Annotated in this window: 17 protein-coding genes; 10 read left to right on the top strand and 7 right to left on the bottom strand. The window is 65.9% G+C overall.

Going from position 1 to position 22,257, the window contains the following annotated elements; all coding sequences use genetic code 11:
• Window positions 1-7: 7 nt before the first annotated feature.
• The 8 genes from CJU94_RS22280 (at window position 8) to CJU94_RS22245 (ending at window position 11,315) form a co-directional block, all read left to right on the top strand.
• Window positions 8-664, top strand: a complete 657-nt coding sequence (locus CJU94_RS22280) for an urea amidolyase associated protein UAAP2 (RefSeq protein ID WP_095420867.1) — start codon at window positions 8-10, stop codon at window positions 662-664.
• Window positions 661-4,266, top strand: coding sequence for an urea carboxylase (uca, locus tag CJU94_RS22275; protein ID WP_095420866.1), 3,606 nt, complete (start codon window positions 661-663; stop codon window positions 4,264-4,266). The genes CJU94_RS22280 and uca overlap by 4 nt, the downstream gene beginning before the upstream one ends.
• Window positions 4,263-5,717, top strand: coding sequence for an allophanate hydrolase (gene atzF / locus CJU94_RS22270; RefSeq protein ID WP_095420865.1), 1,455 nt, complete (start codon window positions 4,263-4,265; stop codon window positions 5,715-5,717). The genes uca and atzF overlap by 4 nt, the downstream gene beginning before the upstream one ends.
• On the top strand, window positions 5,704-6,675 hold the full coding sequence (locus tag CJU94_RS22265) for an ABC transporter permease (RefSeq protein WP_095420864.1): 972 nt from the start codon (window positions 5,704-5,706) through the stop codon (window positions 6,673-6,675). The genes atzF and CJU94_RS22265 overlap by 14 nt, the downstream gene beginning before the upstream one ends.
• A gap of 64 nt (window positions 6,676-6,739) precedes the next feature.
• Window positions 6,740-7,654 carry an ABC transporter ATP-binding protein gene (locus CJU94_RS22260; protein ID WP_095420863.1) on the top strand — a complete coding sequence of 305 codons (915 nt, stop codon included), beginning with the start codon at window positions 6,740-6,742 and terminating at the stop codon, window positions 7,652-7,654.
• A gap of 216 nt (window positions 7,655-7,870) precedes the next feature.
• A complete protein-coding gene (locus CJU94_RS22255; RefSeq protein WP_095420862.1) occupies window positions 7,871-9,076 on the top strand; it encodes a GNAT family N-acetyltransferase in 1,206 nt (401 codons plus the stop codon).
• An 83-nt stretch (window positions 9,077-9,159) separates the two neighbouring features.
• Window positions 9,160-9,837 carry a heavy metal response regulator transcription factor gene (locus CJU94_RS22250; protein ID WP_095420861.1) on the top strand — a complete coding sequence of 226 codons (678 nt, stop codon included), beginning with the start codon at window positions 9,160-9,162 and terminating at the stop codon, window positions 9,835-9,837.
• Entirely contained in the window at window positions 9,837-11,315 is a 1,479-nt protein-coding gene (locus tag CJU94_RS22245) for a heavy metal sensor histidine kinase (RefSeq protein WP_095420860.1), read from the top strand. Before CJU94_RS22250 ends, CJU94_RS22245 begins: the two co-directional genes overlap by 1 nt.
• Here CJU94_RS22245 and CJU94_RS22240 read toward each other — a convergent pair.
• Genes CJU94_RS22240 through CJU94_RS22230 form a run of 3 tightly spaced genes read right to left on the bottom strand, consistent with a single transcriptional unit; the run spans window position 11,291 to window position 17,306 of the window.
• On the bottom strand, window positions 11,291-12,748 hold the full coding sequence (locus CJU94_RS22240; protein WP_095420859.1) for an efflux transporter outer membrane subunit: 1,458 nt from the start codon (window positions 12,746-12,748) through the stop codon (window positions 11,291-11,293). The two genes, CJU94_RS22245 and CJU94_RS22240, sit on opposite strands and share 25 nt — an antisense overlap.
• A gap of 27 nt (window positions 12,749-12,775) precedes the next feature.
• Window positions 12,776-14,035, bottom strand: a complete 1,260-nt coding sequence (locus CJU94_RS22235; protein WP_095422738.1) for an efflux RND transporter periplasmic adaptor subunit — start codon at window positions 14,033-14,035, stop codon at window positions 12,776-12,778.
• A 19-nt stretch (window positions 14,036-14,054) separates the two neighbouring features.
• Complete coding sequence (locus tag CJU94_RS22230) at window positions 14,055-17,306, bottom strand: efflux RND transporter permease subunit (RefSeq protein ID WP_095420858.1); 3,252 nt, start codon at window positions 17,304-17,306, stop codon at window positions 14,055-14,057.
• Window positions 17,307-17,406: 100 nt separating this feature from the next.
• Between CJU94_RS22230 and CJU94_RS42275 the strand changes: the two genes are divergently transcribed.
• Window positions 17,407-17,541 (top strand): hypothetical protein, encoded by a 135-nt coding sequence (locus CJU94_RS42275; protein ID WP_279636653.1) that lies wholly within the window; start codon window positions 17,407-17,409, stop codon window positions 17,539-17,541.
• Between the two features lie 85 nt (window positions 17,542-17,626).
• Window positions 17,627-17,905: a DUF4148 domain-containing protein gene (locus tag CJU94_RS22225; protein ID WP_095420857.1), complete on the top strand. Its 279-nt coding sequence runs from the start codon at window positions 17,627-17,629 to the stop codon at window positions 17,903-17,905.
• Here the strand turns inward: CJU94_RS22225 and CJU94_RS41445 are convergent.
• From CJU94_RS41445 to CJU94_RS22210, 4 genes are all read right to left on the bottom strand, one after another.
• Entirely contained in the window at window positions 17,900-18,070 is a 171-nt protein-coding gene (locus CJU94_RS41445; protein ID WP_167397566.1) for a hypothetical protein, read from the bottom strand. The genes CJU94_RS22225 and CJU94_RS41445 overlap by 6 nt on opposite strands.
• A gap of 131 nt (window positions 18,071-18,201) precedes the next feature.
• On the bottom strand, window positions 18,202-19,344 hold the full coding sequence (locus tag CJU94_RS22220) for a substrate-binding domain-containing protein (RefSeq protein WP_095420856.1): 1,143 nt from the start codon (window positions 19,342-19,344) through the stop codon (window positions 18,202-18,204).
• A 78-nt stretch (window positions 19,345-19,422) separates the two neighbouring features.
• Window positions 19,423-20,424: an ABC transporter permease gene (locus tag CJU94_RS22215; protein ID WP_095420855.1), complete on the bottom strand. Its 1,002-nt coding sequence runs from the start codon at window positions 20,422-20,424 to the stop codon at window positions 19,423-19,425.
• A complete protein-coding gene (locus CJU94_RS22210; RefSeq protein WP_095420854.1) occupies window positions 20,421-22,040 on the bottom strand; it encodes a sugar ABC transporter ATP-binding protein in 1,620 nt (539 codons plus the stop codon). The genes CJU94_RS22215 and CJU94_RS22210 overlap by 4 nt, the downstream gene beginning before the upstream one ends.
• Window positions 22,041-22,257 lie beyond the last annotated feature (217 nt).

Here is a 22,257-nt window from a genome sequence, read left to right as displayed (position 1 = left end):
ACCCGTGATGCCTATCATCGAAAGCAAGCTCGAACTGCGTCATGCGGTCTACGACCAGACACTGCCTTCGGGCGAACCGTGGCTGCATGAAGTCAAGCGCGGACAGGTGTTCCGCATTCTCGACCTGGAAGGCAATCAGGCGGTGGACACGCTGTTCTACAACAGCGCCGATCCGCTCGAACGCTATAGCGCGCAAGATACGATCCGCGCGCAGCGCAACCTCTATCTCTCGGCCGGCAGCGTGCTGATGTCCAATCTCGGCAAGCCGATGCTGACGATCGTCGCCGATACGTGCGGCCGTCACGACACGCTCGGCGGCGCGTGCGCGGCGGAGAGCAACACGGTGCGCTACGCGCTCGACAAGCGTTACATGCACAACTGCCGCGACAGCTTCCTGCACGCGATCACGCACTGCACGTGCGGCGCGGGCACGCGGCTCGGCAAGCGAGACATTGTCAGCAACATCAATTTCTTCATGAACGTGCCGGTCACGCGGCTCGGCAAACTGACTTTCGAGGACGGCATCTCCGCGCCGGGCAAATACGTCGAGATGCGCGCCGACATGGATGTCACGGTGCTGATTTCGAACTGTCCGCAGTTGAATAATCCGTGCAACGGCTACAACCCCACGCCCGTGCGACTGACGATATGGGATGCCCAATGAGATTGCGCAAAGTCCTGATTGCCAATCGCGGCGAGATTGCCTGCCGCGTGATTCGCACGCTCAAGCGTCTGGGCATCGCGTCGGTGGCGGTGTATTCGGAGGCCGATCGCCATGCCATGCATGTGATGCTCGCCGACGAAGCGGTCTGCATCGGCCCGGCGCTCGCGGCGCAGAGCTATCTGAACAGCGCGGCGATTCTGGAAGCCGCGCGCGCCCGCGGCGCCGACGCCGTGCATCCCGGCTACGGTTTTCTGTCCGAGAACGCCGCTTTCGCGCAGGCCTGCGACGACGCGGGGATCCGCTTCATCGGCCCGACCCCGGCGCAGATGCGTGAGTTCGGCTTGAAGCACACGGCGCGTGAACTCGCGAAAGCCAATCACGTGGCGTTGCTGCCGGGCACCGGCTTGCTGCCGGACGCGAGCGCGGCGTTGCGCGAGGCGGAGTCGATCGGCTATCCCGTGATGCTGAAAAGCACCGCGGGCGGCGGCGGTATCGGCATGTCGCTGTGTCGCGATGCCGCGCAGCTCGCGAGCGTGTTCGCGTCGGTCGCGCGGCTCGGCGAAGCCAACTTTGCCAACGCCGGCGTCTACCTCGAAAAGTTCGTCGAGAACGCGCGTCATATCGAAGTGCAGATTTTCGGCGACGGCCGCGGCGGCGTGATCGCCTTGGGCGAGCGCGACTGCTCGGTGCAACGGCGCAACCAGAAGGTGATCGAAGAAACGCCCGCACCCGGATTGACGCAGGCGGAACGAAGCGCGCTGCATGCGAGCGCCGTGCGTCTCGCTCAAGCGGTGAAGTACAGGTCGGCGGGCACCGTCGAGTTCGTCTTCGATGCCGACACGCGCCATTTCTATTTTCTCGAAGTGAATACGCGGTTGCAGGTCGAGCATTGCGTGACGGAAGAGGTCACGGGTATCGACCTGGTGGAGTGGATGATTCGCGAAGCCGAGGGCGAACTCGCGCCGCTCGACACGCTTGCGCCGGTGCCGCAAGGCGCGAGCATCCAGGTGCGTCTCTATGCGGAGGACCCGCACAAGCAGTTTCAGCCGAGCGCGGGTGTGCTGACGCATGTCGCGTTCGCCACGGCGGCGCGGGTCGACACCTGGGTCGACGCGGGCACGGAGGTCAGCGCGTTCTACGATCCGTTGCTGGCGAAACTCATCGTCAAAGGCGAGACGCGCGAGGCCGCGCTCGCGGCACTGCGCGCCGCGCTGGAGCAGACGCAGCTCTACGGCATCGAGACCAATCTGGACTATCTGCGCGCCATTGCCGGCTCGGCGACGTTCGCACGCGGCGAGCAGACCACCGGCTTCCTGTCGCGCTTCGTGTTCGCGCCGCATACCATCGACGTGCTCGACGGCGGCGTGCAAACCACCGTGCAGCAAACGCCCGGGCGCACCGGCTATTGGGACATCGGCGTGCCGCCGTCGGGTCCGATGGACGATCTGTCGTTCAGCCTCGCCAACGAACTGCTCGGCAATCCCGCCGACGCCGCCGGGCTCGAATGCGCGATGGTCGGCGCCACGCTGCGCTTCAATACCGCGACGCTGTTCGTGCTGGGCGGCGCGCCGCTCGCCGCCACGCTGGACGGCGCGCCGGTCGCGCTCTGGCAGGTCACGCGCGCGCCGGCCGGTTCCGTGCTCAAGCTCGGCGGCGTGACGGGGGCCGGCATGCGCTCCTGTCTCGCGCTGAAGGGCGGCCTGCAAGTGCCGGACTATCTGGGCAGCAAGGCGACCTTCACGCTCGGCCAGTTCGGCGGCCATGCGGGCCGTGCGCTGCGCAAGGGCGACGTGCTGCATCTCGCGGACGGCGCGGGCCGCGGCGAAGCGGGCGCGCAACTGGACGCGGCGCGCGTGCCGGTCATGACGCACGACTGGACCCTCGGCGTGCTCGACGGCCCGCACGGCGCGCCCGACTTCTTTACGCCCGACGACATCGCGATGCTCTACGGCACGCGCTGGACAGTGCATTACAACTCCAGCCGCACGGGCGTGCGCCTGATCGGTCCGAAGCCGCAATGGGCCCGCACCGATGGCGGCGAGGCGGGGCTGCATCCGTCGAACATTCACGACAACGCGTATGCGGTCGGCGCGGTGGATTTCACCGGCGACATGCCGGTAATTCTCGGCCCTGACGGTCCGAGTCTGGGCGGTTTCGTGTGCCCGGTCACGGTGGTCGGCGAAGAGTTGTGGAAGCTCGGGCAACTGCGCCCCGGCGATACGGTGCGCTTCGAACGCATGCCGGTCAAAGCCGCGCTTGCCGCGCCGGAGCATGTGGCTCAAGCCGGCGACGAGGGCCACGATTGCATCCTCTATCGCGATCCCGCGGCCGGCGAGGGCACCGGCGTGGTGTACCGCCGCTCCGGCGACCAGAACGTGCTGATCGAATACGGGCCGCTCGTGCTCGACCTGAACCTGCGCTTTCGCGTGCATGCGTTGATGAACTGGCTCGACGCGCACCGGCTGCCGGGCATCATCGATCTGACGCCGGGCATCCGTTCGCTGCAGGTGCATTTCGATCACCGCGTGCTCTCGCACGACACCTTGCTCGCGCATCTGCAGCAAGCCGAGCGCGAACTGCCCGCGGTGGACGAGATGCGCGTGCCGAACCGGATCGTGCATCTGCCGCTCTCGTGGGACGATCCGTCGACACGCATCGCGATCGAGCGCTACATGCAGTCCGTGCGTCCCGACGCGCCGTGGTGCCCGAGCAATATCGAGTTCATTCGCCGCATCAACGGGTTGAATAGCATCGACGACGTGAAGCGCATCGTGTTCGACGCGCGTTACCTCGTCATGGGCCTCGGCGATGTCTATCTCGGCGCGCCGGTCGCCACGCCGCTCGACCCGCGCCACCGGCTCGTCACCACCAAATACAATCCGGCGCGCACGTGGACGCCGGAGAACGCGGTGGGCATCGGCGGGGCGTATCTGTGCGTGTACGGGATGGAAGGGCCGGGCGGCTATCAGTTCGTCGGCCGCACCGTGCAGATGTGGAACCGCTACCGCACCACGCGCGAGTTCGAAGCGGGCAAGCCCTGGCTGCTGCGCTTCTTCGATGAAATCCGTTTCTACGAAGTCAGTGAAGCGGAACTGGCCGAGCTGCGCACGGACTTCATCGCGGGGCGCGCGAGCCTGAAGATCGAGGAGTCCGTGTTCGACCTCGGCGCGTACAACCGCTTCCTGAAGGACGAAGCCGAATCGATCGCGGCGTTCAAGAGCGCGCAGCAAGCCGCGTTCGACGCGGAGCGCGAGCGCTGGAACGCCGCCGGACATGCCGAATACGTCGGCGAAACGGATGGCGACGCAGCCGCCGGCGCGACGGCGAACGACGCGCTTGCGGCCGGCCAGCAGGGCATTGTCGCCGACGTGTCGGGCAGTGTGTGGAAGCTGCTCGTGAGCCAGGGCGAACGGGTCAGCGACGGGCAGGTGGTCGCGATCGTCGAGTCGATGAAGATGGAAATTTCCGTGACCGCGAGCGGCGACGGCGTGATCGAAGCGATCGATTGCGCGGAGGGTTCGGCGGTCGTCGCGGGGCAACGTTTGATGGTGATGCGCGCCGGCATTGCAGCCGACGCCGCCGAGGAGGCTACGTGCAAATGAAATCACACGACGATCTGTTCCAGTCCATGTCGATCGACGGGCTGGCGGCGCGCTACCGCGCCGGCACCCTGACGCCCCGGCGGCTGGTCGAGGCGATCGCCGCGCGCACCTCGGGCGACGACCCGCATCATGCGTGGATCCGTCCTTTGAGCCGTGACGAAATGATGCGTTATGTCGATGCGCTCGAAGGCCGCGACCTCGACACGCTGCCGCTGTACGGCATACCGTTCGCCATCAAGGACAATATCGACCTGGCCGGCATCCCGACCACGGCCGCATGCCCCGCTTATGCGTACACGCCCACGGCCAGCGCGCCGGTGGTCGCGCGCCTGATCGCCGCCGGTGCGATTCCGGTCGGCAAAACCAATCTCGACCAGTTCGCCACGGGTCTGTCCGGGCAGCGTTCGCCGCACGGCGCGTGCCGTAACGCGCTCGATCCGCGCTATGCGTCGGGCGGCTCGAGTTCGGGCTCGGCGGTCTCGGTCGCGCTCGGGTTGGCGGCATTCTCGCTGGGCACCGACACCGCGGGCTCGGGCCGCGTGCCCGCGGCCTTTCACGGCCTGATCGGCCTGAAGCCGACCAAGGGTTTGTTGAGCACAGTGGGCGTGGTGCCGGCGTGTAAGTCGCTCGATTGCGTGTCGATCTTCGCGCGCTCGGCGGACGACGCGCAGCGCGTGTTCGACGCCGCTCGCGGCGTGACGGAGGGCGACCCGTATGCGCGGGCATTCCAGCCGCCGCAAGCCGTGACGCAACCCGGCGCGCAACGCTCGCTACGCGGCGTGCGCTTCGGCGTGCCGCGCGCTAACCAGCTGGAATTCTTCGGCGACACCTCGTATGCGCACGCTTTCGACGCCGCGCTCGCGCGCCTGCGTTCGGCCGGGGCCGACCTGATCGAGATCGACTTCGAGCCGTTTCTCGCCACCGCGCGGCTGCTCTACGAAGGACCGTGGGTCGCCGAGCGGCTCGCGGCGCTGCGTGAGTTCGCCGCTGCGCAGCCCGACGCGCTGCATCCGGTGATCCGCGAGATCCTCAGAGGAGCGGCGCGCTGGAGCGCGGCCGATGCGTTCGCCGCCTTCGACCGTCTGGCGCTCCTGCGCATGCAGGCCGCCGAAGTCTGGCCGCGCATCGACGCCATCGTCACGCCGACCTCGGCGACGACCGCCACCGTCGATGAACTGGAAGCGGACCCGATCCGGGTGAATTCGCGCTTCGGCTACTACACGAACTTCGTGAACCTGCTCGACCTGTCCGCGCTGGCGGTGCCGGCCGGCCTCTGTACGATCGGCAAACACGCGGGCCTGCCGTTCGGCGTGACCTTCGTGGCCCGCGCGCATGAAGACGCCATGCTGCTCGAGCTGGCGCGTGCGTGGCGCGACGAAACGGCCGCGGCCTCGACCTCCGCCAACGACGCAACCGCTGCCCACCCCGGAGAATCACATGGCCGTCATTGACAGAACCGAATGGTTCGCGGTGCGCCGCGAACTTTCCGTGCGCGGCAAATGGCTGTTGGGCGCGGGCTCGTTCCTGTTGCCGCTCCTCGTCTGGTGTCTGGTCAGCTACGTGCCGTTCATCTGGCATCCGCAGGTGCTGATCGAGAGTCCTGGCAGCGTCGACTATTTCCAGCCGGGCATGCGGGTCGACAAGGACGTGTTCGCCGACGAACTCAGCCACGCACGGGAAGCGCATACGGCCTTGCCGGCCGGCGAGCCGGTCAACCCGGTATATCTGCCCGCGCCGCATGAAGTGCTGCGCGCGTTCTACACGGCGTTTACCACGCCGCCCGCGTCGCGCGACGGCGTGTGGCTGCATCAAAGCCTGTGGCACAGCATTCAGGTGATTTTCTGGGGCTTCGTGCTGTCGTCCGTGATCGGCGTGCCGATCGGCATCGTGTGCGGCACGTATAGCGCGATCGCCCGCTTGCAGGAGCCGTTCTTCGAGTTCTTCCGCTACTTGCCGGCGCCCGCGTTCGGCGCGCTGATGGTGGCGATCCTCGGCATTTACGACGGGCCGAAGATCGCGATCATCGTGATCGGCACGCTGTTCCAGCAGGTGCTGATCGTGGCGAACACCACGCGCAAGCTCGAATACGGCCTGTTCGAAGCCGCCATGACGCTCGGCACGAAGAAGCTCAAGCTGCTCACGCATGTGGTGATTCCCGGCATTCTGCCGGATCTGTATCGCGATCAGCGCATTCTGCTCGGCTGGGCGTGGACCTATCTGATCGTCGCGGAACTGGTCGGCACCAGTTCGGGCATCACCTGGTACATCACGCAGCAGGCGCGCTACGAGCATTTCGACAACGTCTACGCGGCGATCATGATGATCGGCATCATCGGTCTCGGCACCGATCTCGTGCTGGCCTGGCTCGGCCGCAAGCTGTTTCCGTGGGACCGCACGCTCAAGGCGTAGCGCACCGCACCGCGCCACGGCTTAACGTATGCATAGCACCGCACAGCATTCAAAGGATTCCATCATGTTAAATCCGCAACCGATTCCGTCGTACCTGATCCAGTCCGAAGCGGTACGGGAGCGTTTCGACCGTCTGAAGTCGCGCGAGGTGATTCTGGAAGTGCGCGAGCTCGGCAAGCGCTTCGAGACGGCGCAAGGCGAGTGCACCGCGCTGAACGGCATCGACTTCAAGACGCACCGGCGCGAGTTCGTCTGCGTGATCGGACCGTCGGGCTGCGGCAAGTCCACGCTGATCCGCATTCTCGCCGGCCTGGAACGGCAGACCAGCGGCAGCGTGCTGCTCGACGGCAAACCGGTGCAGGGTCCGGGCGCCGACCGCGGCATGGTGTTTCAGGGCTACACGCTGTTTCCGTGGCTGACCGTCAAGAAGAACGTGATGTTCGGTCTGAAGATGAACGGCCACGCCACCCTGCATGCGGAGCGCGAGGCGCTGCAATGGCTGGATCTGGTCGGCCTGGCGAAGTTCGCCAACGCGTATCCGCATCAGCTGTCGGGCGGCATGAAGCAGCGCGTGGCGATTGCCCGCGCGCTCGCTAACCGGCCGCGCATTCTGCTGATGGACGAACCGTTCGGCGCGCTCGACGCGCAGACGCGCGCGAAGATGCAGACGCATCTGCTCGATATCTGGCGCAACATCGACGTGACCGTGCTGTTCATCACGCACGATCTGGACGAGGCGATCTTTCTGGCCGACCGCATTCTGGTCCTGAAGGCGAATCCCGGCGAGGTGCAGGAGTTGATCGAAGTGCCGGTGCCCCGGCCGCGCGATTACTCGCAGGTCACGTCGCCCGAGTTTCTGGCGACCAAGGCGCGGCTGGAAGCGCTGATCCACCCGCCCTCGGAGAAGCACGACGACGAGGACGACGTGGTCAAGCCGCACATGATCCGGATGACCGATGTCGCGGACAACGTCGAATAGAGCGCAGCCGCCGGCACGCGCGCGGACCGGCGCCGCAACGTGAAAGCCGCCGTTACGCACGCATGGCAGCGTGCGGCGCCGCACACACCTTGACAGCGCCTCGGCGCATGCTCATGTCACCCGTTCCAGTCGGCGCCGGTGGGGTCCGGCGTCCGCGCATTTCCGGATGGACCGGCACGGGGATCATCAATACGGCATGGCATGGTGTGAGGCGACATGGACGAGACAACCCGGACCACGCGGCGCTACGAAGTGATCAGCGGCGAAGCTGAGTTTCGCGCGTTGCAGCCAGAATGGGACGCCTTGTGGTTGAAGGCGCAAGGCTATTGCTACCAGTCGTTCGCCTTTTGCTGGCTCGCATGGAAGCATGTGTCGAAGCCGCATGGCCGCAGGCTCAAATGCATTGTGTGCCGCGAAGACGGCAAGCTGGTGCTGGTCTGGCCGCTCGAAACCGTCAGACGTTCGCTCTGGGTCTATCTGGTGCCGCTCGGCCCGCAAGGCGGCGATTTCACGAGCATGCTGATCGAGGCCGACGCAGTGGCCGAGGCGCGGGTGGCGGGCGCGTGGGACATGGCTCGCCGGCGTTGCCGCGCCGACTTCATCCATCTGCCGTACGTGCGTGAGCGGCTCGAACTGCACAGACTCGTGATGCGGGAACGCAGGATCCTGTTCAGCGAGGCGCACAACGCGTCCGCCGCGCGTTTGCGCGGGCAGGGCAGTTGGGACGCCTATTGCCAGACGCTCGGCACCTTGTTCGGCAAGCGGCCCGGCGGCTTCGCGAAGAAGCTGTCCAGGGAAGGCACGGTCGCCGTGCGCACGCTCGATCCCGCGGAAGAAGCCGAAACGGCGTCCATCATCGAGTGGATGTTCAGGTGCAAACGCGCGTGGAGCGAGCGTGTCGGCAAGCGTAGCGTATGGCTCGATTTGCCCGAATTCGAGCGCTTCCTGGGCAAGCTGATCTATTCGGGCGAGGTGCCTTCGATGGCGCGCCTGATCGTGGTCACGCTGGACGAAGCGCCGGTCGCCGCGATCATCGCGAGCGTGGGCAATCCGTGGGCGAGCGCGATCTTCGCCGGCTTCGACCCGCATTACGGCAAGTCCTGTCCGGGCCTGATCGCCGTCGAGCAATGCGTGAAGTGGGCCTTCGACAGTGGCTACGACCTCGATTTCGGCGTCGGCACCGAAGATTTCAAGGCTTACTGGTCGCGCGGCGAGGCGAGCACCGCGTGGACCGTGCAGACCATCAATTCGATTTGGGGCCTCGCGGCGGTCCGCGCGCGACGCATGACCCGTGACCTGATCGGCCGCGTGAAGAACCTGCGCCAGTCCGGTGCTGCGGCGCCGCATGCGCAGGAGCCGGGGGCGGCTGCTGCGCCCGCCATGCGGAGTTCGCGGGAGACAGGTGTTGCGCATCCCGAATGAGCGCATCAGCATGATGTGATCGTCACCACGCGCCCGGGTCCTTGACGGTATGATTCCACCGTCAACGCAAAGCGGAGCAACCGATGCGAATCCTGGTGATCGAGGACGAGCTGAAAACAGCGGCCTATCTGAAGAAAGGCCTGGAAGAATCCGGCTACGCGGTCGACGTGGCGAACGACGGCCCGCAAGGGCTGATCCTCGCTCTCGAAGAAGAGTACGACGTGATCGTGCTCGACGTAATGTTGCCCGGCATGGACGGCTGGACCATCGTCAAGACCTTGCGCACCACCCGCACCACCCCCGTGCTGTTCCTCACCGCGCGCGACGACGTGGACGACCGGGTGCGCGGCCTCGAACTCGGCGCGGACGACTACCTCGTCAAGCCCTTCGCGTTCGTCGAATTGCTGGCTCGCGTGCGCACGCTGGCGCGCCGCGGGCCGCCGCGCGAAAGTGAACTGATCAAGGTGGGCGACCTCGAAATGGACGTGAACCGCCGGCGCGTGAAGCGCGGCGGCACGCGCATCGACCTCACGCCGCGTGAATTCTCGCTGCTGCAATTGCTCGCGCGGCGTCAGGGTGAAGTGCTGAGCCGCACGCAGATCGCGTCGTACGTGTGGGATATGAATTTCGACAGCGACACCAACGTGGTCGAAGTCGCGATCCGCCGCTTGCGCACCAAGATCGACGACAACTTTCCCGTCAAGCTGATCCACACCGTGCGCGGCGTGGGCTATGTGCTCGAACTGAAGGACGCCGCCTGATGCGCGGCCGCTCGCTTGCCGCCACGCTGGCGCTGGCGTTCGGCGCCACCACGCTGGCGGTGTTCGTGCTGGTCGGCAGTTTTCTGTACATCGCGCTCGAAAAGCAGATCAAGGCGCAGGACGATCTCGACATCGTGCTCGCCGCGCGCCACGCACGCCGGCTCGCCGAGGAACTGGACTCGGCGGCGGCCATACGCGAGCACAGCGAGCGCTTGACCAGCACCGTGCTGGGCAACCAGGCCATGTCGATGGAAGTGTTCGATCCCGACGGCGCGCGCGCGCTCGAACATAACATCGCCGGTGTGTTCGCCGCACCGGAGGCGGCGAGCGGCGCCGCGACCATGGCGGCGTTGCCGCCGCTGTCGCGAGTGGCCGCGACGGTGCGCATCACGGAAAGCGATATCGGCGACTGGACCGGCCGCGACGGCGCGCCGATCCGCGGCGTTCTCACGGACGCGCGGCTGCGCGACGGCGACACCGCGAGCCTGCTGGTGGCGCGCAATATGAGCGACCGCTGGCTGCTGCTCGACCGTTACCGCGACAAGCTGCACATAGCGGGCGTGGGCGGCGTGCTGCTGGCCGTGCTGCTCGGCTACCTGTTGATTCGCGCCGCGCTGCGGCCGTTGCGTGATATCGCGGCGAGCGCGAGCCTCGTCACGGTGAATCGTCTCAATACGCGGATCGCGGTGGCGCGTGTGCCGAGCGAGTTGCAGACGCTGGTGGCCGCGCTGAACGCAATGCTCGAACGCGTCGACAACGGCTTTCAGCGTCTGTCGCGTTTCACCGCCGACCTCGCCCACGACATGCGCACGCCGCTGAGCAACATGCGCGGCGCCGCCGAAGTCGCGCTGGCCCGGCCGCGCTCCGTCGATGAATACGAGTCGGTGCTCGCCTCGAATCTGGAAGAGTGCGACCGGCTGTCGAAAATGATCGAGAACGTGCTGTTTCTGGCGCGCGCCGAACATCCGCAGTTCGTCAAACATATGCGCGAGTTCGATGCGGCTCAGGAGTTGGCGCATATCGCCGATTACTTCGAAGGGATTGCCGAGGACGCGAATGTGCGCGTGCGTGTCAGCGGCGCGGCCAGCCTGACGGCGGATCTCGAGCTGTTCCGCCGCGCCGTGAGCAATCTGCTCGCCAATGCCATTCGCTATACGCCGTCGGGCGGCGAGATCGTGCTCGCCGCGAGCGCGTCGGCCGACGCGGTGCGCGTGAGCGTGGAGAACCAGGGGCAGCCGATTCCCGCCGAGCACATCGAGCGGATTTTCGACCGCTTCTACCGGGTCGATCCGTCGCGCAGTGCGCTGCCCTCGGCGGGGCTGTCGCAAGGCTCCTCCGGCTCGACGGGGCTCGGGCTCGCTATCGTGCGCACGATCATGGAACTGCACGGCGGAACCGTGCACGCGCAAAGCGATGCGCGCAGCACGCGCTTCGTGCTGACGTTCCGGCGTGCCTACACCGGACCCGCCGCGCTCTGACTTCCGTCACCCCACGTGCCGCCCAACGCCTTCAGCAACAGCACGCTCGACTCCAACTGCCGCGCGGCGATCTGATCGGCGACACGCTGGTTCGTCAGTGCGATAGTCTGCGCGGTCACCACGTCGAGATAGCTGACCGCGCCCGCGTTGAAACGGTTCGTGGTGAGCCGCAACGACAGATCCGCGGCCGTGGTGGCGCGCTGCTGGCTGGCGGCTTCGTCGGCGAGGGCATGCAGCGCCGAGAGGTTGTCCTCGACCTGCTGAAACGCCACCAGCACCGACTGCCGATAGTCCGCGACCGCGCCGTCGTATTGCGCCGTCGCGCCGTGCAGGGTGGCTTTGCGCTTGCCGCCGTCGAACAGCGTGCCGGCCAGTTGCGGCCCGAGCGACCAGAACAGGCTCGGCGCGCTCAGCCACGGCGCGAAAAACGTGCTTTCCAGCCCGACGCTCGCGGACAGCACCAGATCCGGGAAAAACGCCGCATGGGCCACGCCGATCTGCGCATTCGCCGACGCCACGCGCCGTTCAGCGGCGGCAATGTCGGGGCGCCGCTCCAGCAGTTGTGACGGCAGACCGGTCGGAATCGCGGGCGGCGTCGCAACCGACCCGTTCGGCGGCAACGTGAAGGTCGAGGCCGGCTCGCCGATCAGCGTGGCGATCGCGTGCTGCATCTGCGAGCGGGTCACGTCGATGTCGGTATCCTGCGTGCGCGTCGCTTCGAGTTGCGTGGTGGCCTGGGCGACGGCGGAGGCATCGATCGCGCCGTTTTGCAACTGTTGCTGCAACAGCTTCAACGCGGCGGCGTAGGCGTTCACGCTGTCGTCGAGCAGCTTCTTCTGCGTGTCGAGCGAGCGTAGCGAGAAATAGTCGACGGCCAGATCCGCGCTCATCGCGAGACGCACGCCTTCGAGGTCGGCCTCGCTCGCCTGAGCGTCGGCTTGCGCGCCGTTCACGCTGTCGCGCACCCGGCCGAACAGATCCGGCTCCCAGCTCGCCGCCACAGCCGCCGAATAGTCCGGCACGGTCTTGCCCGCGAGCGACTTTCCTTCGACGTTCTGCGAGGTCCGGTAGCGGTCCTGCGCGACACCGGCGGTGATCGTCGGGAAGAAGCCGGCGCGCTGATAGTCGACCATCGAGCGCGCCTGCTGAACCTGCGCGACCGCCTTGCGCACCGTCTGGTTCGATACGTCGATGCGCGCTTCGAGCTGGTTCAGCACCGGGTCGTTGAAGATCGTCCACCAGGGGCCGCGCGGCGTGGCGTCGGCCGGCGCGGCTTGCGCCCAGCCGGGCGCGGCGCCCGCGTAGTGCGCGGGAATCGCGGCGCTCGGGCGCTGATACGGCGGCAGGGTCGAGCATGCGCTGAGCAGCGCGCCGATCAGCGTGGCCGCCAGCGCGCGGCGCGGCAGCGGTCGTGCGGGAGACAGGGAGAACATCGGCGAATCCTTTCTGTGATGAGGCGCTCAGCCGTGCATGGCCGGCATGATCTGAACCATCTGGCCGGAGCTCAGCGAATCGCTGGGGTTGTCGATGACGCGGTCGGTGGCGGCGAGCCCCGTCGTGATCTCCACGTGCGTGCCGAAATCGCGGCCGATATGCACGGTCTTCAGCACCGCGCGGCCATTGCTGTCGACCACCGCGACCGTCACGCCGTCGGGGCGGAACAGCAGGGCGCTGACCGGCAGATCGAGCGCCGGCGTGGCCGATTGCAGTTGCAGATGCACCTGCGTGTAAGCGCCGGGCATCAGCGCGCCGTCCTTGTTGTCGACGTCCACCTCCACGCGCAGCGTGCGGCTCGACGGATCGATCGAGCCGGTGCTGCGCGCCACCTTCGCCGGGATGCGGCGGCCCGGATACTGCTGGGCGCTCAGATACACGCCCGTGGCCGGCGTGACGTAGGGCGCGTCGTTCTGCGGCACGTCGACGAAGACCCGCAGCTCGCCGTTCTGCTGGATATGGAACAGCTCGCCCGACATGCCCGCGGTGCCGGGCGTGCCGCCTGCCGTCACCAGCGCGCCGACGTCGACGTTGCGCGCGGTGATCACGCCGTCGAACGGCGCGGTGATCTTCTCGTACGAGACCAGTTCGGCCAGATGCGCGACGTTGGCCTGCGCCGAGGCCAGCATCGCCCGGCGCGCCTCCATGTCGCTGACCTTGGTGTCGGCGTCCTGCTGCGCGACCGATTGGGTTTTCAGCATGTCCTGCCAGCGCTGCGCGGTGGTTCTCGCGTAGTCGAAATTGGCCTGCGCGGTGGCTTCGTCGGCGCGGGCCTGGCGCAATTGCGCGTCGAGGTCCGGGGCTTCGATCGTCGCGAGGAGCTGGCCGCTTTTCACCTGCGCGCCGATGTCCGTGTTCCAGTGCGCGAGATAGCCGCTCGTGCGCGCGTAGATGGAGGCCTCGGCGAACGGCGTGACCGAGCCGGGCAGCAGCAGTTCGTTGACGCTCGGCGCGGCGCGCGGCTTGACCACCGACACGGTTAGCATGCTCTGCGCTTGCGTTTGCTCCGTGAGCGCCGCGCTGGCATGAAGACGCGGCACGATGCCCACGATCAGCAGCGCCACGGCCACGCCGCCGAGGGCGAACGGCCAGAGGCGGCGGCGCGGTTGCGCGGTCGTGTCGCGCTCAGCGGCGGGGCTGGCGGCGCCGGTGCGAGCGGCAGGGTGGGTTTCTGCGGCCTTGGGTGCCTGCTCACCAGACCCCGGAGGAAGTGAGGAATCGTTCATGGGATAGGTCTCGTCGAAATCAAAGGGTGCGGGCCGGGACGGCGGGTTCGAGTTTTTCGGTGCGCGCGGCGCGGCGTTTGTCGAGCCACGCATGCACCATCCCGTAGACGACCGGGACGAACAGCAAGGTGGACACCGTGCCGAGCGCGAGGCCGCCGATCACGGCGCGGCCGAGCGGCGCGTTCTGTTCGCCGCCGTCGCCGAGGCCGAGCGCCATCGGCAGCATGCCGATCAGCATGGCGAGCGCGGTCATCAGCACCGGACGGAAGCGGCTGAAGCCGGCTTCGAGCGCGGCCGCGAGCGGCGGCTGCCCGGCCTGGTGGAATTCACGGGCGGTGTTGATGACGAGAATGCTGTTGGCCGTGGCAATGCCGATACACAGAATCGTGCCGGTGAGCGCCGGCACGCTCAGGCGGGTGCCGGTGCTGAACAGCATCCACGCAATGCCCGCGAGCGAGCCCGGCAAGCCGCTGATGATGATGAACGGGTCGAGCCACGACTGGAAGTTGACGACCATCAGCAGATAGACGAGGCCGATCGCGAACACGAGGCCGCTCGCGAGGCCGCTGAACGAATCGCGCATGGCCTGCACCTGGCCGCGCACCACGATGGACGCGCCGGGCGGCAATTGCGGCCGGATCTGCTCGACGATCCGGTTCACGTCCGCCGCCACGCCGCCGAGATCGCGCCCTTGCACCGACGCGAAAATATCGAGCACCGGCTGCACGTTGTAGTGCGAGACGACGGCTTGCTGCGTGCCGCGCGTCAGCGTGCTCAACGCGCCGAGCAGGTTTTGCGGCGCGGGGCCCGTGCCGTTCGCCGCGATCGAGGCGGCGGCCGCCGCCGTGGTAGTGGCCGCCGCACCGTTCTGCGCGACCGGAATATTGGCGAGCGCCTGCAGCGAGTTGATGTCGTACTGCGGCATCATCGCCATCAACGGATAGCTCACGCCGTTGTGCGGATCGAGCCAGAAGTTCGGCGAAGTCTGCGAGCTGCCGGACAGCGCGATCAGCAGGTTCTGCGACACGTCGCGCTGCAGCAGGCCGGCCTGAATCGCCCGGGTGCGATCGACGTTGACGTTGATGGCGGGCGCGTCGCCGGGCTGCTGGATGCGCGCGTCGACGAGGCCGCGCACGCCGCGCAGTTGCGCGAGCAGGCGGTTCGCCACCGCGCGGTTGGCGTCGAGCTTGTTGCCGACAATCTGGATATCGATCGGCGCGGGCAGGCCGAAGTTGAGAATCTGGCTGACGATATCGGCGGGCAGGAACGCGAACGTGACGCCGGGGAATTCCCTGGTCAGCGCGGTGCGCAGCGTCGCCACGTATTGTGCGGTCGGCTTGTGCTTAGGCGCGAGCGTGATCATCACGTCGGCATCTTCCGGGCCGATCGGGTCCGACGAGTCGTAGGTCAGATTGATGCCGCTCACCGGCACGCCGATGTTGTCGAGGATCGCCGAAAGCTCCTGCTTCGGAATCACCTCGCGCACACGGGCTTCGACCTGATCGGTGATACTCGCGGTGTCCTCGATGCGCGTGCCGGTCGGCGCGCGCAGATGCAGGCGGATCTCGCCGGTATCCACGGCCGGGAAAAAGTCGCGGCCGGCAAACGGCACCAGCGCGAGCGAGCCGAGGCAAAGCAGCAGAAAGATCGCGATGAAGCGCCGCGGACTCGCGATCGCCGCGGCGAGCACGCCTCGATAGCGTTCGCGCAGCCGTTCGAAGCGGTGCTCGAAGCCGGCCTGAAAGCGGATCAGGCGCGCAATCGGACCGTTGCCGGTGACGGGCGCGTTGCTGCGGGCGCGCATCAGGTACATCGCGAGGGTCGGCACCAGCGTGCGCGAGAAGAAGTACGACGCGATCATCGCGAACACCACCGCCTCGGCGAGCGGCACGAACAGATAGCGCGCGACGCCTGAGAGCAGGAACATCGGCACGAACACGATACAGATCGACAGGGTCGAGACGAAAGTCGGCACGGCGATTTCGCCCGAGCCGTTCAAGATCGCGTCGTACAGCGATTCGCCGTTTTCCAGATGGTGCGTGATGTTCTCGATCGCGACGGTGGCGTCGTCGACGAGAATCCCCACCGCTAGCGCGAGGCCGCCGAGCGTCATGATGTTGATGGTCTGGCCGAGCGCGGCCAGCGCGATCAGCGAGGTCAGCACGGCGAGCGGAATCGACACCGCGATGATCAGCGTGGCGCGCCAGCTGCCGAGAAAGAGCAGGATCATCAAGGCGGTCAGCGCCGCGGCGATCAGCGCCTCGCGCGCTACGCCCACCACCGCCGACTTCACGAACACGGACTGGTCGGAAAGCGCGGTGATATGCAGCGCGCTCGGCAGGCCGGCGGCGATATGCGGCAGCATCGCCTTGACCTGCTGGATGATGGTGAGCGTCGACGTGCTGCCGGATTTCTCGATGGTGAGGAGCGCGGCGCGCTTGCCGTCGCTGCGCACGATGTTGGTCTGCGGCGCATAGCCGTCGCGCACATGGGCGACGTCGCGCACGTACACCACGCCGCCGGCCACGGTCTTGACCGGCAGATCGTTGAGCGCCGCCACGGTGTCGGTGCTGCCGTTCATCTGCACGTTGTATTCCTTCGTGCCGATCTTGGCCGTGCCGCCCGGCAGAATCAGGTTCTGCGCGTTCACGGCGTTGACCACGTCGAGCGGCGCGAGCCCTTTGGCCTGCAATGCGCGCGGGTCGATATCCACCATGATCTGGCGAACCTTGCCGCCGAACGGCAGCGGCACCGACGCGCCTTGCACCGTCGCCAGTTGCGTGCGGATCTGGCTGTTGCCGAGGTCGTAGAGCTGCTGTTCGGAGAGCGTGTTGCTGGACAGGCCCAGTTGCAGGATCGGCACCGTCGACGCGTTATACGTGATGATGTTCGGCGGCAGCGTGCCCGGCGGCAGCACGCGCAGGATCGACGCTGAATTGGACGCCGCTTCGGCAATCGCGCGATTAATGTCCGCGCCCGGATGGAAGAAGATCTTCACCACGGAAACGCCGTTCAGCGATTGCGACTCGATGTGCTCGATATCGTCGACGTCCGAGGTCAGCGCGCGCTCGTAGTTGGACGTGATGCGATTGGCCATGTCCTGGGCGGAGAAGCCGTTGTAGGTCCAGACGATGCTGACCACCGGGATATTGATGTTCGGAAAGATATCGGTCGGTGTGCGCAGTATCGCGAGCGGGCCGGCGATAAAGATCAGCACGGCGAGGACCACGAAGGTATAAGGGCGGCGCAGCGCGAGCCTGACGATCCACATGACGGGTTCCTGAAAAGAGGCCGATGGAGGTTCGCGTCGTTGCGGTGCAGTGCGGTGCCGCTGAGGCCGCGACGCGGGCTTCATGGGGCAGGAGTGTGGCGTGGCGGCGCTGACGGGCTGCCGTCGGCTAGATTACGGTTCTGTTATCCGCGTGCCGGTTCTCGTTGGCGGCGACATGGCGCGGCATGGCGCGGCGTTGCGTCAGGCGAGCGTGGATAACGAAACGGTAATCTGAAGGTCAGTGCCGGGACAGGCGAAATGGCAAGAATGGGAAGCGTGGTTCAGGCCACTCCTTTCTTGCAGCTACCCGGAGAGACATCATGAAATTGCTTACCGCTTTTGCCGTCGCCGCATTGAGCTTGACGTTCGGCGCCAGCGCTTTTGCGCAAACCAGCACGTCAGGGCTGACGCGCGCGGAGGTGGTGGCTCAGTTGCAGCAGGCACAGGCCGAAGGCCTCTTGCCGACAACCGACGGCGACTATCCGCCGACGGCTGCCGAAGTGGCGCGCAATCGTGAAATCTATGCGATCCAGCACGGCACGCATGAGGCCGGCGCGGTTCGCACGGCGGGGACGGCCGGGACCGCCCCGGCGCTATGAGCGGTCGCGGCTGCGTGCCCGCGTCGCGCCGGTAATGATCGCGACGCCGAGCAGGATCACCGCGACGATGGCAATCGTATGTTGCGCGACGTGCATGGCCATCAAGCCCCAGGACACGCCGCCGATCAGAATGATCCAGCCGGCCAGATAAATGAGCAGGGTCATCGGTATTCTCCTTCTTCGAGTCGACGCAATAAATCTATCGAGTAGCAGATTTCGCGCCCGGTGCCGGCTCGTGACACCGGCGCGCGGCCGCGAAAGGAGAATGACGCGATGCCGCGGTGCGGCCCGCGCTGTCAACCGCAAGCCGGCTTGGCCTTCTTGCAGGCATCGGCAAGCTGGGGCGGCGGGTCTTTCTTGAACACCGTCTTATACGATTCGAGCACGTTCGACTGAACCACCGGCAACGACTGCACACCGATCCATGCCGGCGGCGTCTGGCCGATCAGCGCCTTCATCATCGCCATCGCCTCGGCGACGCCCTGGTCGTACGGGCGCTGTGAGCCGGTGGCCTTCAGCGGCCCACCCTTGGCGATTTCGATCGCGGATTGCAGGCCGAGGTCGACCGTGGTCATGGGAATCGTCACGCCTTGCGCGCGCATCGACGTGAGCGTGTCCAGCGCCGGTTGATCCCAGACGGCGAAGAGACCCTTCACATCGGGATTGCCGGTCAGGAAGTCGCCCGCGATCTGTCCGACTTTCGACGGGTCCGTGAAGGCGACCTGCTTGATCTTGATGTCCGGACGATTCTTCTTCAGCCAGTCGTTGACGGCCTTGGTGCGCTCGGTCGTGCTGAAGTAGTCCACGCCGAAATTCACAAGGCCGACCGTCGCGCCTTGCGGCACGCACGAGGCGAGCACTTTCGCCGCGATCTGGCCATTGCCTTCGCTGTCCGCCGAGATCATCGCGGCGTATTGCTCCGGATGTTTCAGGCCGGTCGGCACGTTGTCCATGAACACGAGCTTGATGCCGGCCGCGGACACTTTCTTGTAGGTGGCGGCCGTGGCCGTGCCGTCGACCGGAATGGAGATAATGCCGTCCGGATGGCGCTGGATCGTGTTCTCGATATCGGCGATCTGCTTGTCGACCTGATATTCGGCCGAGGCCGTGCCGATCACTTCCACGCCGTACTTTTTCAGCGTATCGGTAATGCCTTGCACCTGCAGTTGCGACCAGTCGAGATTCATGGTCTGCATGGAAATGCCGACCTTGAATTTGCCGGCTTTGATTTTGGCGATGTCGGCGTCGGTCAACTTCACGGCATCCACCGAGGCGGCTTTTTCGCCGTTCGGCCCTTGCCCGACAATCGTCTTCGGGCCGATCGATCCGGTGGGCAAACTGGTCACACATTGCGCGTAAGCGCCCGAGGAAGCCAGACATGCGACGGCCGCCGCCATGACACTGGCTAACGCTATGCTCGAACCACGATGTTGTTTCATGTCTCTCCTCCGTTGGTCTTCATGTCTGTGCTTCACGTCTATACGTCTTTACGTCTTCACGTCCGAACTGCTTCATTGCTATTTCCTGGTGAAAGCCACCGCCGCGACGATGATCACGCCCTTGATCACCAATTGCAGCGACGAACTCACGCCGAGCAGCACCAGCCCGTTATTGAGCGTGCCGATGATCAGACTGCCGAGCAGCGTCCCCAGCACGAAGCCGCGGCCGCCGAACAGACTGCAGCCGCCGAGCGTGACGGAGGCGATCACATCCAGTTCCATGCCCTGCACGACGTCGGGCCGCGCCGCATGCGAGCGCGCCGACAGCACGAGCGCGGCGAGCCCGGCCAGCATGCCGGTGAGAATGAAGGCGAGGGTGGTCACGCGGCGCGTGTTGATGCCGGAATAGAGCGCGGCTGTCGGATTGCCGCCCGCCGCATAGATCTGCCGTCCGAACACGCTGTAGTGCAGCAGCAGAATGCCCGCGATCACGGCGAGCAGCGTCCAGATGATCGGCACCGGCACGCCGAAAATGTCGCCCTCGCCGAAGATCGCGATGAACGAGTCGTTGTCGATAATGACGGGCTTGGTGGTCGTGACCATCAGCGCGAGGCCGCGCGCGGCGCTCAGCGTGCCGAGCGTGACCAGAAACGAAGGAATGTTGACCCGCGTGGTCACGATCCCGTTGATCGCCCCGACTATCGCACCGGTACCGATACCGGCAATCGCGCCGATCGCCCAGTTGTTACCCAGATACGTCATGGCCAGCGCCGCGGACATGCCCGAAAGCGCCAACGTCGAACCCACCGACAGATCGATCTGCCGCGCAATGATCACGAAGGTCATGCCGATCGCAATGATCGACACCAGCGCGGTTTGCCGGCCGATATTCAGGAAGTTGTCGATGGATAAGAACCACGGCGACGCGAAGCTGAACACCACCAGCAAAATCGCGAACGCGGCATAGAGCGCATAGGGGCGGTCGCCTTGCAAAAGCGCTCGCGCGATGCGCCGCAGGCGGCTTTTCTGCGGCGGCGATGCCTGCCGTTCAGACGTCAGCGGCGAGACGGATTCGTTCATGTTGCTTGCGCCTCGATGGAAGAGCGGGAAAGTTGGATCAGGTGATGCAGCGCTTCGGCGTTGGCGAGTTCGGCGCGCTCGACGGTCTTGACGATGCTGCCGTCCGCGACAATCGAAATCCGGTCGCACAGGCGCAGGAGCTCATCCAGATCCGACGACACGACGAGCACGCCGGTGCCCGCCTGCGCGGCGTCGTTCACCACGCCGTAGATTTCCTCGCGAGCGCCGACGTCCACGCCTACCGTCGGCTCGTCGAGTAGAAGAACCCGCGGGCGCGGGTGATTCCACTTCGCGAACACCACTTTTTGCTGATTGCCGCCGGATAGAAACTTGACCGCGGTGGAAGGGCCGGGCGCCTTGACGGAAAGCTCCTTCATGGAGCGCCTCGCCTGCTGCACGGCGGCCTGACCGCGCAGCCATCCCCAGCGCGAAAATTGCGGCAGGCGCGGCAGCGTCAGATTGCGTTCGATCGAATGATCGAGCACCAGCCCTTCGAGATGCCGGTCCTCCGGCACCAGTGCGACACCGAGTTCAATGGCTTGGGCGGGTGTGATGCGCGAACGCGCCCGGCCGTCGATCCGGATGGCGCCCGCGTCGACAGTGCGAAGACCAAAGATGGTTTGCAGAATCTCGCTGCGCCCGCTGCCGATCAGTCCCGCGAGTCCGTGGATTTCGCCGCGGCGAAGCAGGAGATCGACGTGACGCAACCGGTCGTTGCTGACATCCGATAATTGAAGTACGGGCGCGGCGGCGGCGTCGGGCGCTTCGCCGGATTTCGGCGATGCGCTTGCCTGCGCTGCGGAAACTGGCCCGTTGCCCACCGCGGTCTTTTGCCGTGCCTGCAACGCGGCATGACCGGTGCCGACGATCGCCGCCACCAGTTGCTTCATATCGGTTTGCGCGGTCTCGAACGTGCCGGCGTTGGCGCCGTCACGGAACACCGTGACGCGCTGCGAAATCCGGAACACCTCGTTCAACCGGTGCGTCACATAGATCACGCCCACGCCGCGCGCCGTGACCGCGCGGATCGCGTCGAACAGAATCTGTTCTTCGCCGCCCGTCAACGCGGAGGTGGGCTCGTCGAGAATCAGGACCCGCACTTCGCCCATCAAGGCTTTGCAGATCTCGGTCATTTGCCGGTAGGCGAAGGGAAGCGCGCCGACCGGCGTCTTCGGATCGAGCGGGATGCCATGCGAGCGCAGAAATTCGCCGACCGTGGCCATGAGTTGGCGGTTCTTCACGAAGCCCAAACGCGTGCGAGGTTCGCGGCCGAGCATGAGATTGGCGCCGACCGAGAGCGATTCGACAAGGCTCAGGTCCTGGTAGACCACGGCGACACCCGCATCGCGCGATTGCGCCGGCGAGTCGAATGCCACTGTCTGGCCGGCGATTTCGATCACACCGTCGTCATACGCATGCACGCCGCTGAGGATCTTGATCAGCGTGGACTTGCCCGCGCCGTTTTCGCCGAGCAACGCATGGACTTCGCCGGGGAACACTTCGAGCTTGACGCCGCGCAGCGCCTGCACGCCGCCAAATCGCTTGGTGACGCCCGCAACACGGATCAACGGAACCTGAGGCGATGACGCGGCCGCGACCGCAACCGGCTCACTCATCTGGCATGTCTCCTTCGTCCACGCGACGAAATTTCTTCTTTGTCTCACGCTATCCGGCCGAAACCGTGTTGTGATCTTCGCATCATGAATATGGTGCGTCAATAACATTCATGGGCATTCAACACGTTGATTGGCTTGCGGATGTCATGATTGCTAGCAAAGCTTGTTATGATTCTATCAATCGTTGTAGCATAAGAGCGAACAAATTGTCGGCGGC

Origin of the sequence: Paraburkholderia aromaticivorans (assembly GCF_002278075.1) — a bacterium.
In the GTDB taxonomy this organism is placed as follows: domain Bacteria; phylum Pseudomonadota; class Gammaproteobacteria; order Burkholderiales; family Burkholderiaceae; genus Paraburkholderia; species Paraburkholderia aromaticivorans.
This window is presented reverse-complemented; position numbering and strand designations above follow the sequence as displayed.

What these genes read in the sequence shown, in the direction of transcription:
- CJU94_RS22280 (WP_095420867.1), top strand. Translation starts at nt 8, where the DNA reads ATGCCTATCATCGAAAGCAAGCTCGAACTGCGTCATGCGGTCTACGAC.
- uca (WP_095420866.1), top strand. Translation starts at nt 661, where the DNA reads ATGAGATTGCGCAAAGTCCTGATTGCCAATCGCGGCGAGATTGCCTGC.
- atzF (WP_095420865.1), top strand. Translation starts at nt 4,263, where the DNA reads ATGAAATCACACGACGATCTGTTCCAGTCCATGTCGATCGACGGGCTG.
- CJU94_RS22265 (WP_095420864.1), top strand. Translation starts at nt 5,704, where the DNA reads ATGGCCGTCATTGACAGAACCGAATGGTTCGCGGTGCGCCGCGAACTT.
- CJU94_RS22260 (WP_095420863.1), top strand. Translation starts at nt 6,740, where the DNA reads ATGTTAAATCCGCAACCGATTCCGTCGTACCTGATCCAGTCCGAAGCG.
- CJU94_RS22255 (WP_095420862.1), top strand. Translation starts at nt 7,871, where the DNA reads ATGGACGAGACAACCCGGACCACGCGGCGCTACGAAGTGATCAGCGGC.
- CJU94_RS22250 (WP_095420861.1), top strand. Translation starts at nt 9,160, where the DNA reads ATGCGAATCCTGGTGATCGAGGACGAGCTGAAAACAGCGGCCTATCTG.
- CJU94_RS22245 (WP_095420860.1), top strand. Translation starts at nt 9,837, where the DNA reads ATGCGCGGCCGCTCGCTTGCCGCCACGCTGGCGCTGGCGTTCGGCGCC.
- CJU94_RS22240 (WP_095420859.1), bottom strand. Translation starts at nt 12,748, where the DNA reads ATGTTCTCCCTGTCTCCCGCACGACCGCTGCCGCGCCGCGCGCTGGCG.
- CJU94_RS22235 (WP_095422738.1), bottom strand. Translation starts at nt 14,035, where the DNA reads ATGAACGATTCCTCACTTCCTCCGGGGTCTGGTGAGCAGGCACCCAAG.
- CJU94_RS22230 (WP_095420858.1), bottom strand. Translation starts at nt 17,306, where the DNA reads ATGTGGATCGTCAGGCTCGCGCTGCGCCGCCCTTATACCTTCGTGGTC.
- CJU94_RS22225 (WP_095420857.1), top strand. Translation starts at nt 17,627, where the DNA reads ATGAAATTGCTTACCGCTTTTGCCGTCGCCGCATTGAGCTTGACGTTC.
- CJU94_RS41445 (WP_167397566.1), bottom strand. Translation starts at nt 18,070, where the DNA reads ATGACCCTGCTCATTTATCTGGCCGGCTGGATCATTCTGATCGGCGGC.
- CJU94_RS22220 (WP_095420856.1), bottom strand. Translation starts at nt 19,344, where the DNA reads ATGAAACAACATCGTGGTTCGAGCATAGCGTTAGCCAGTGTCATGGCG.
- CJU94_RS22215 (WP_095420855.1), bottom strand. Translation starts at nt 20,424, where the DNA reads ATGAACGAATCCGTCTCGCCGCTGACGTCTGAACGGCAGGCATCGCCG.
- CJU94_RS22210 (WP_095420854.1), bottom strand. Translation starts at nt 22,040, where the DNA reads ATGAGTGAGCCGGTTGCGGTCGCGGCCGCGTCATCGCCTCAGGTTCCG.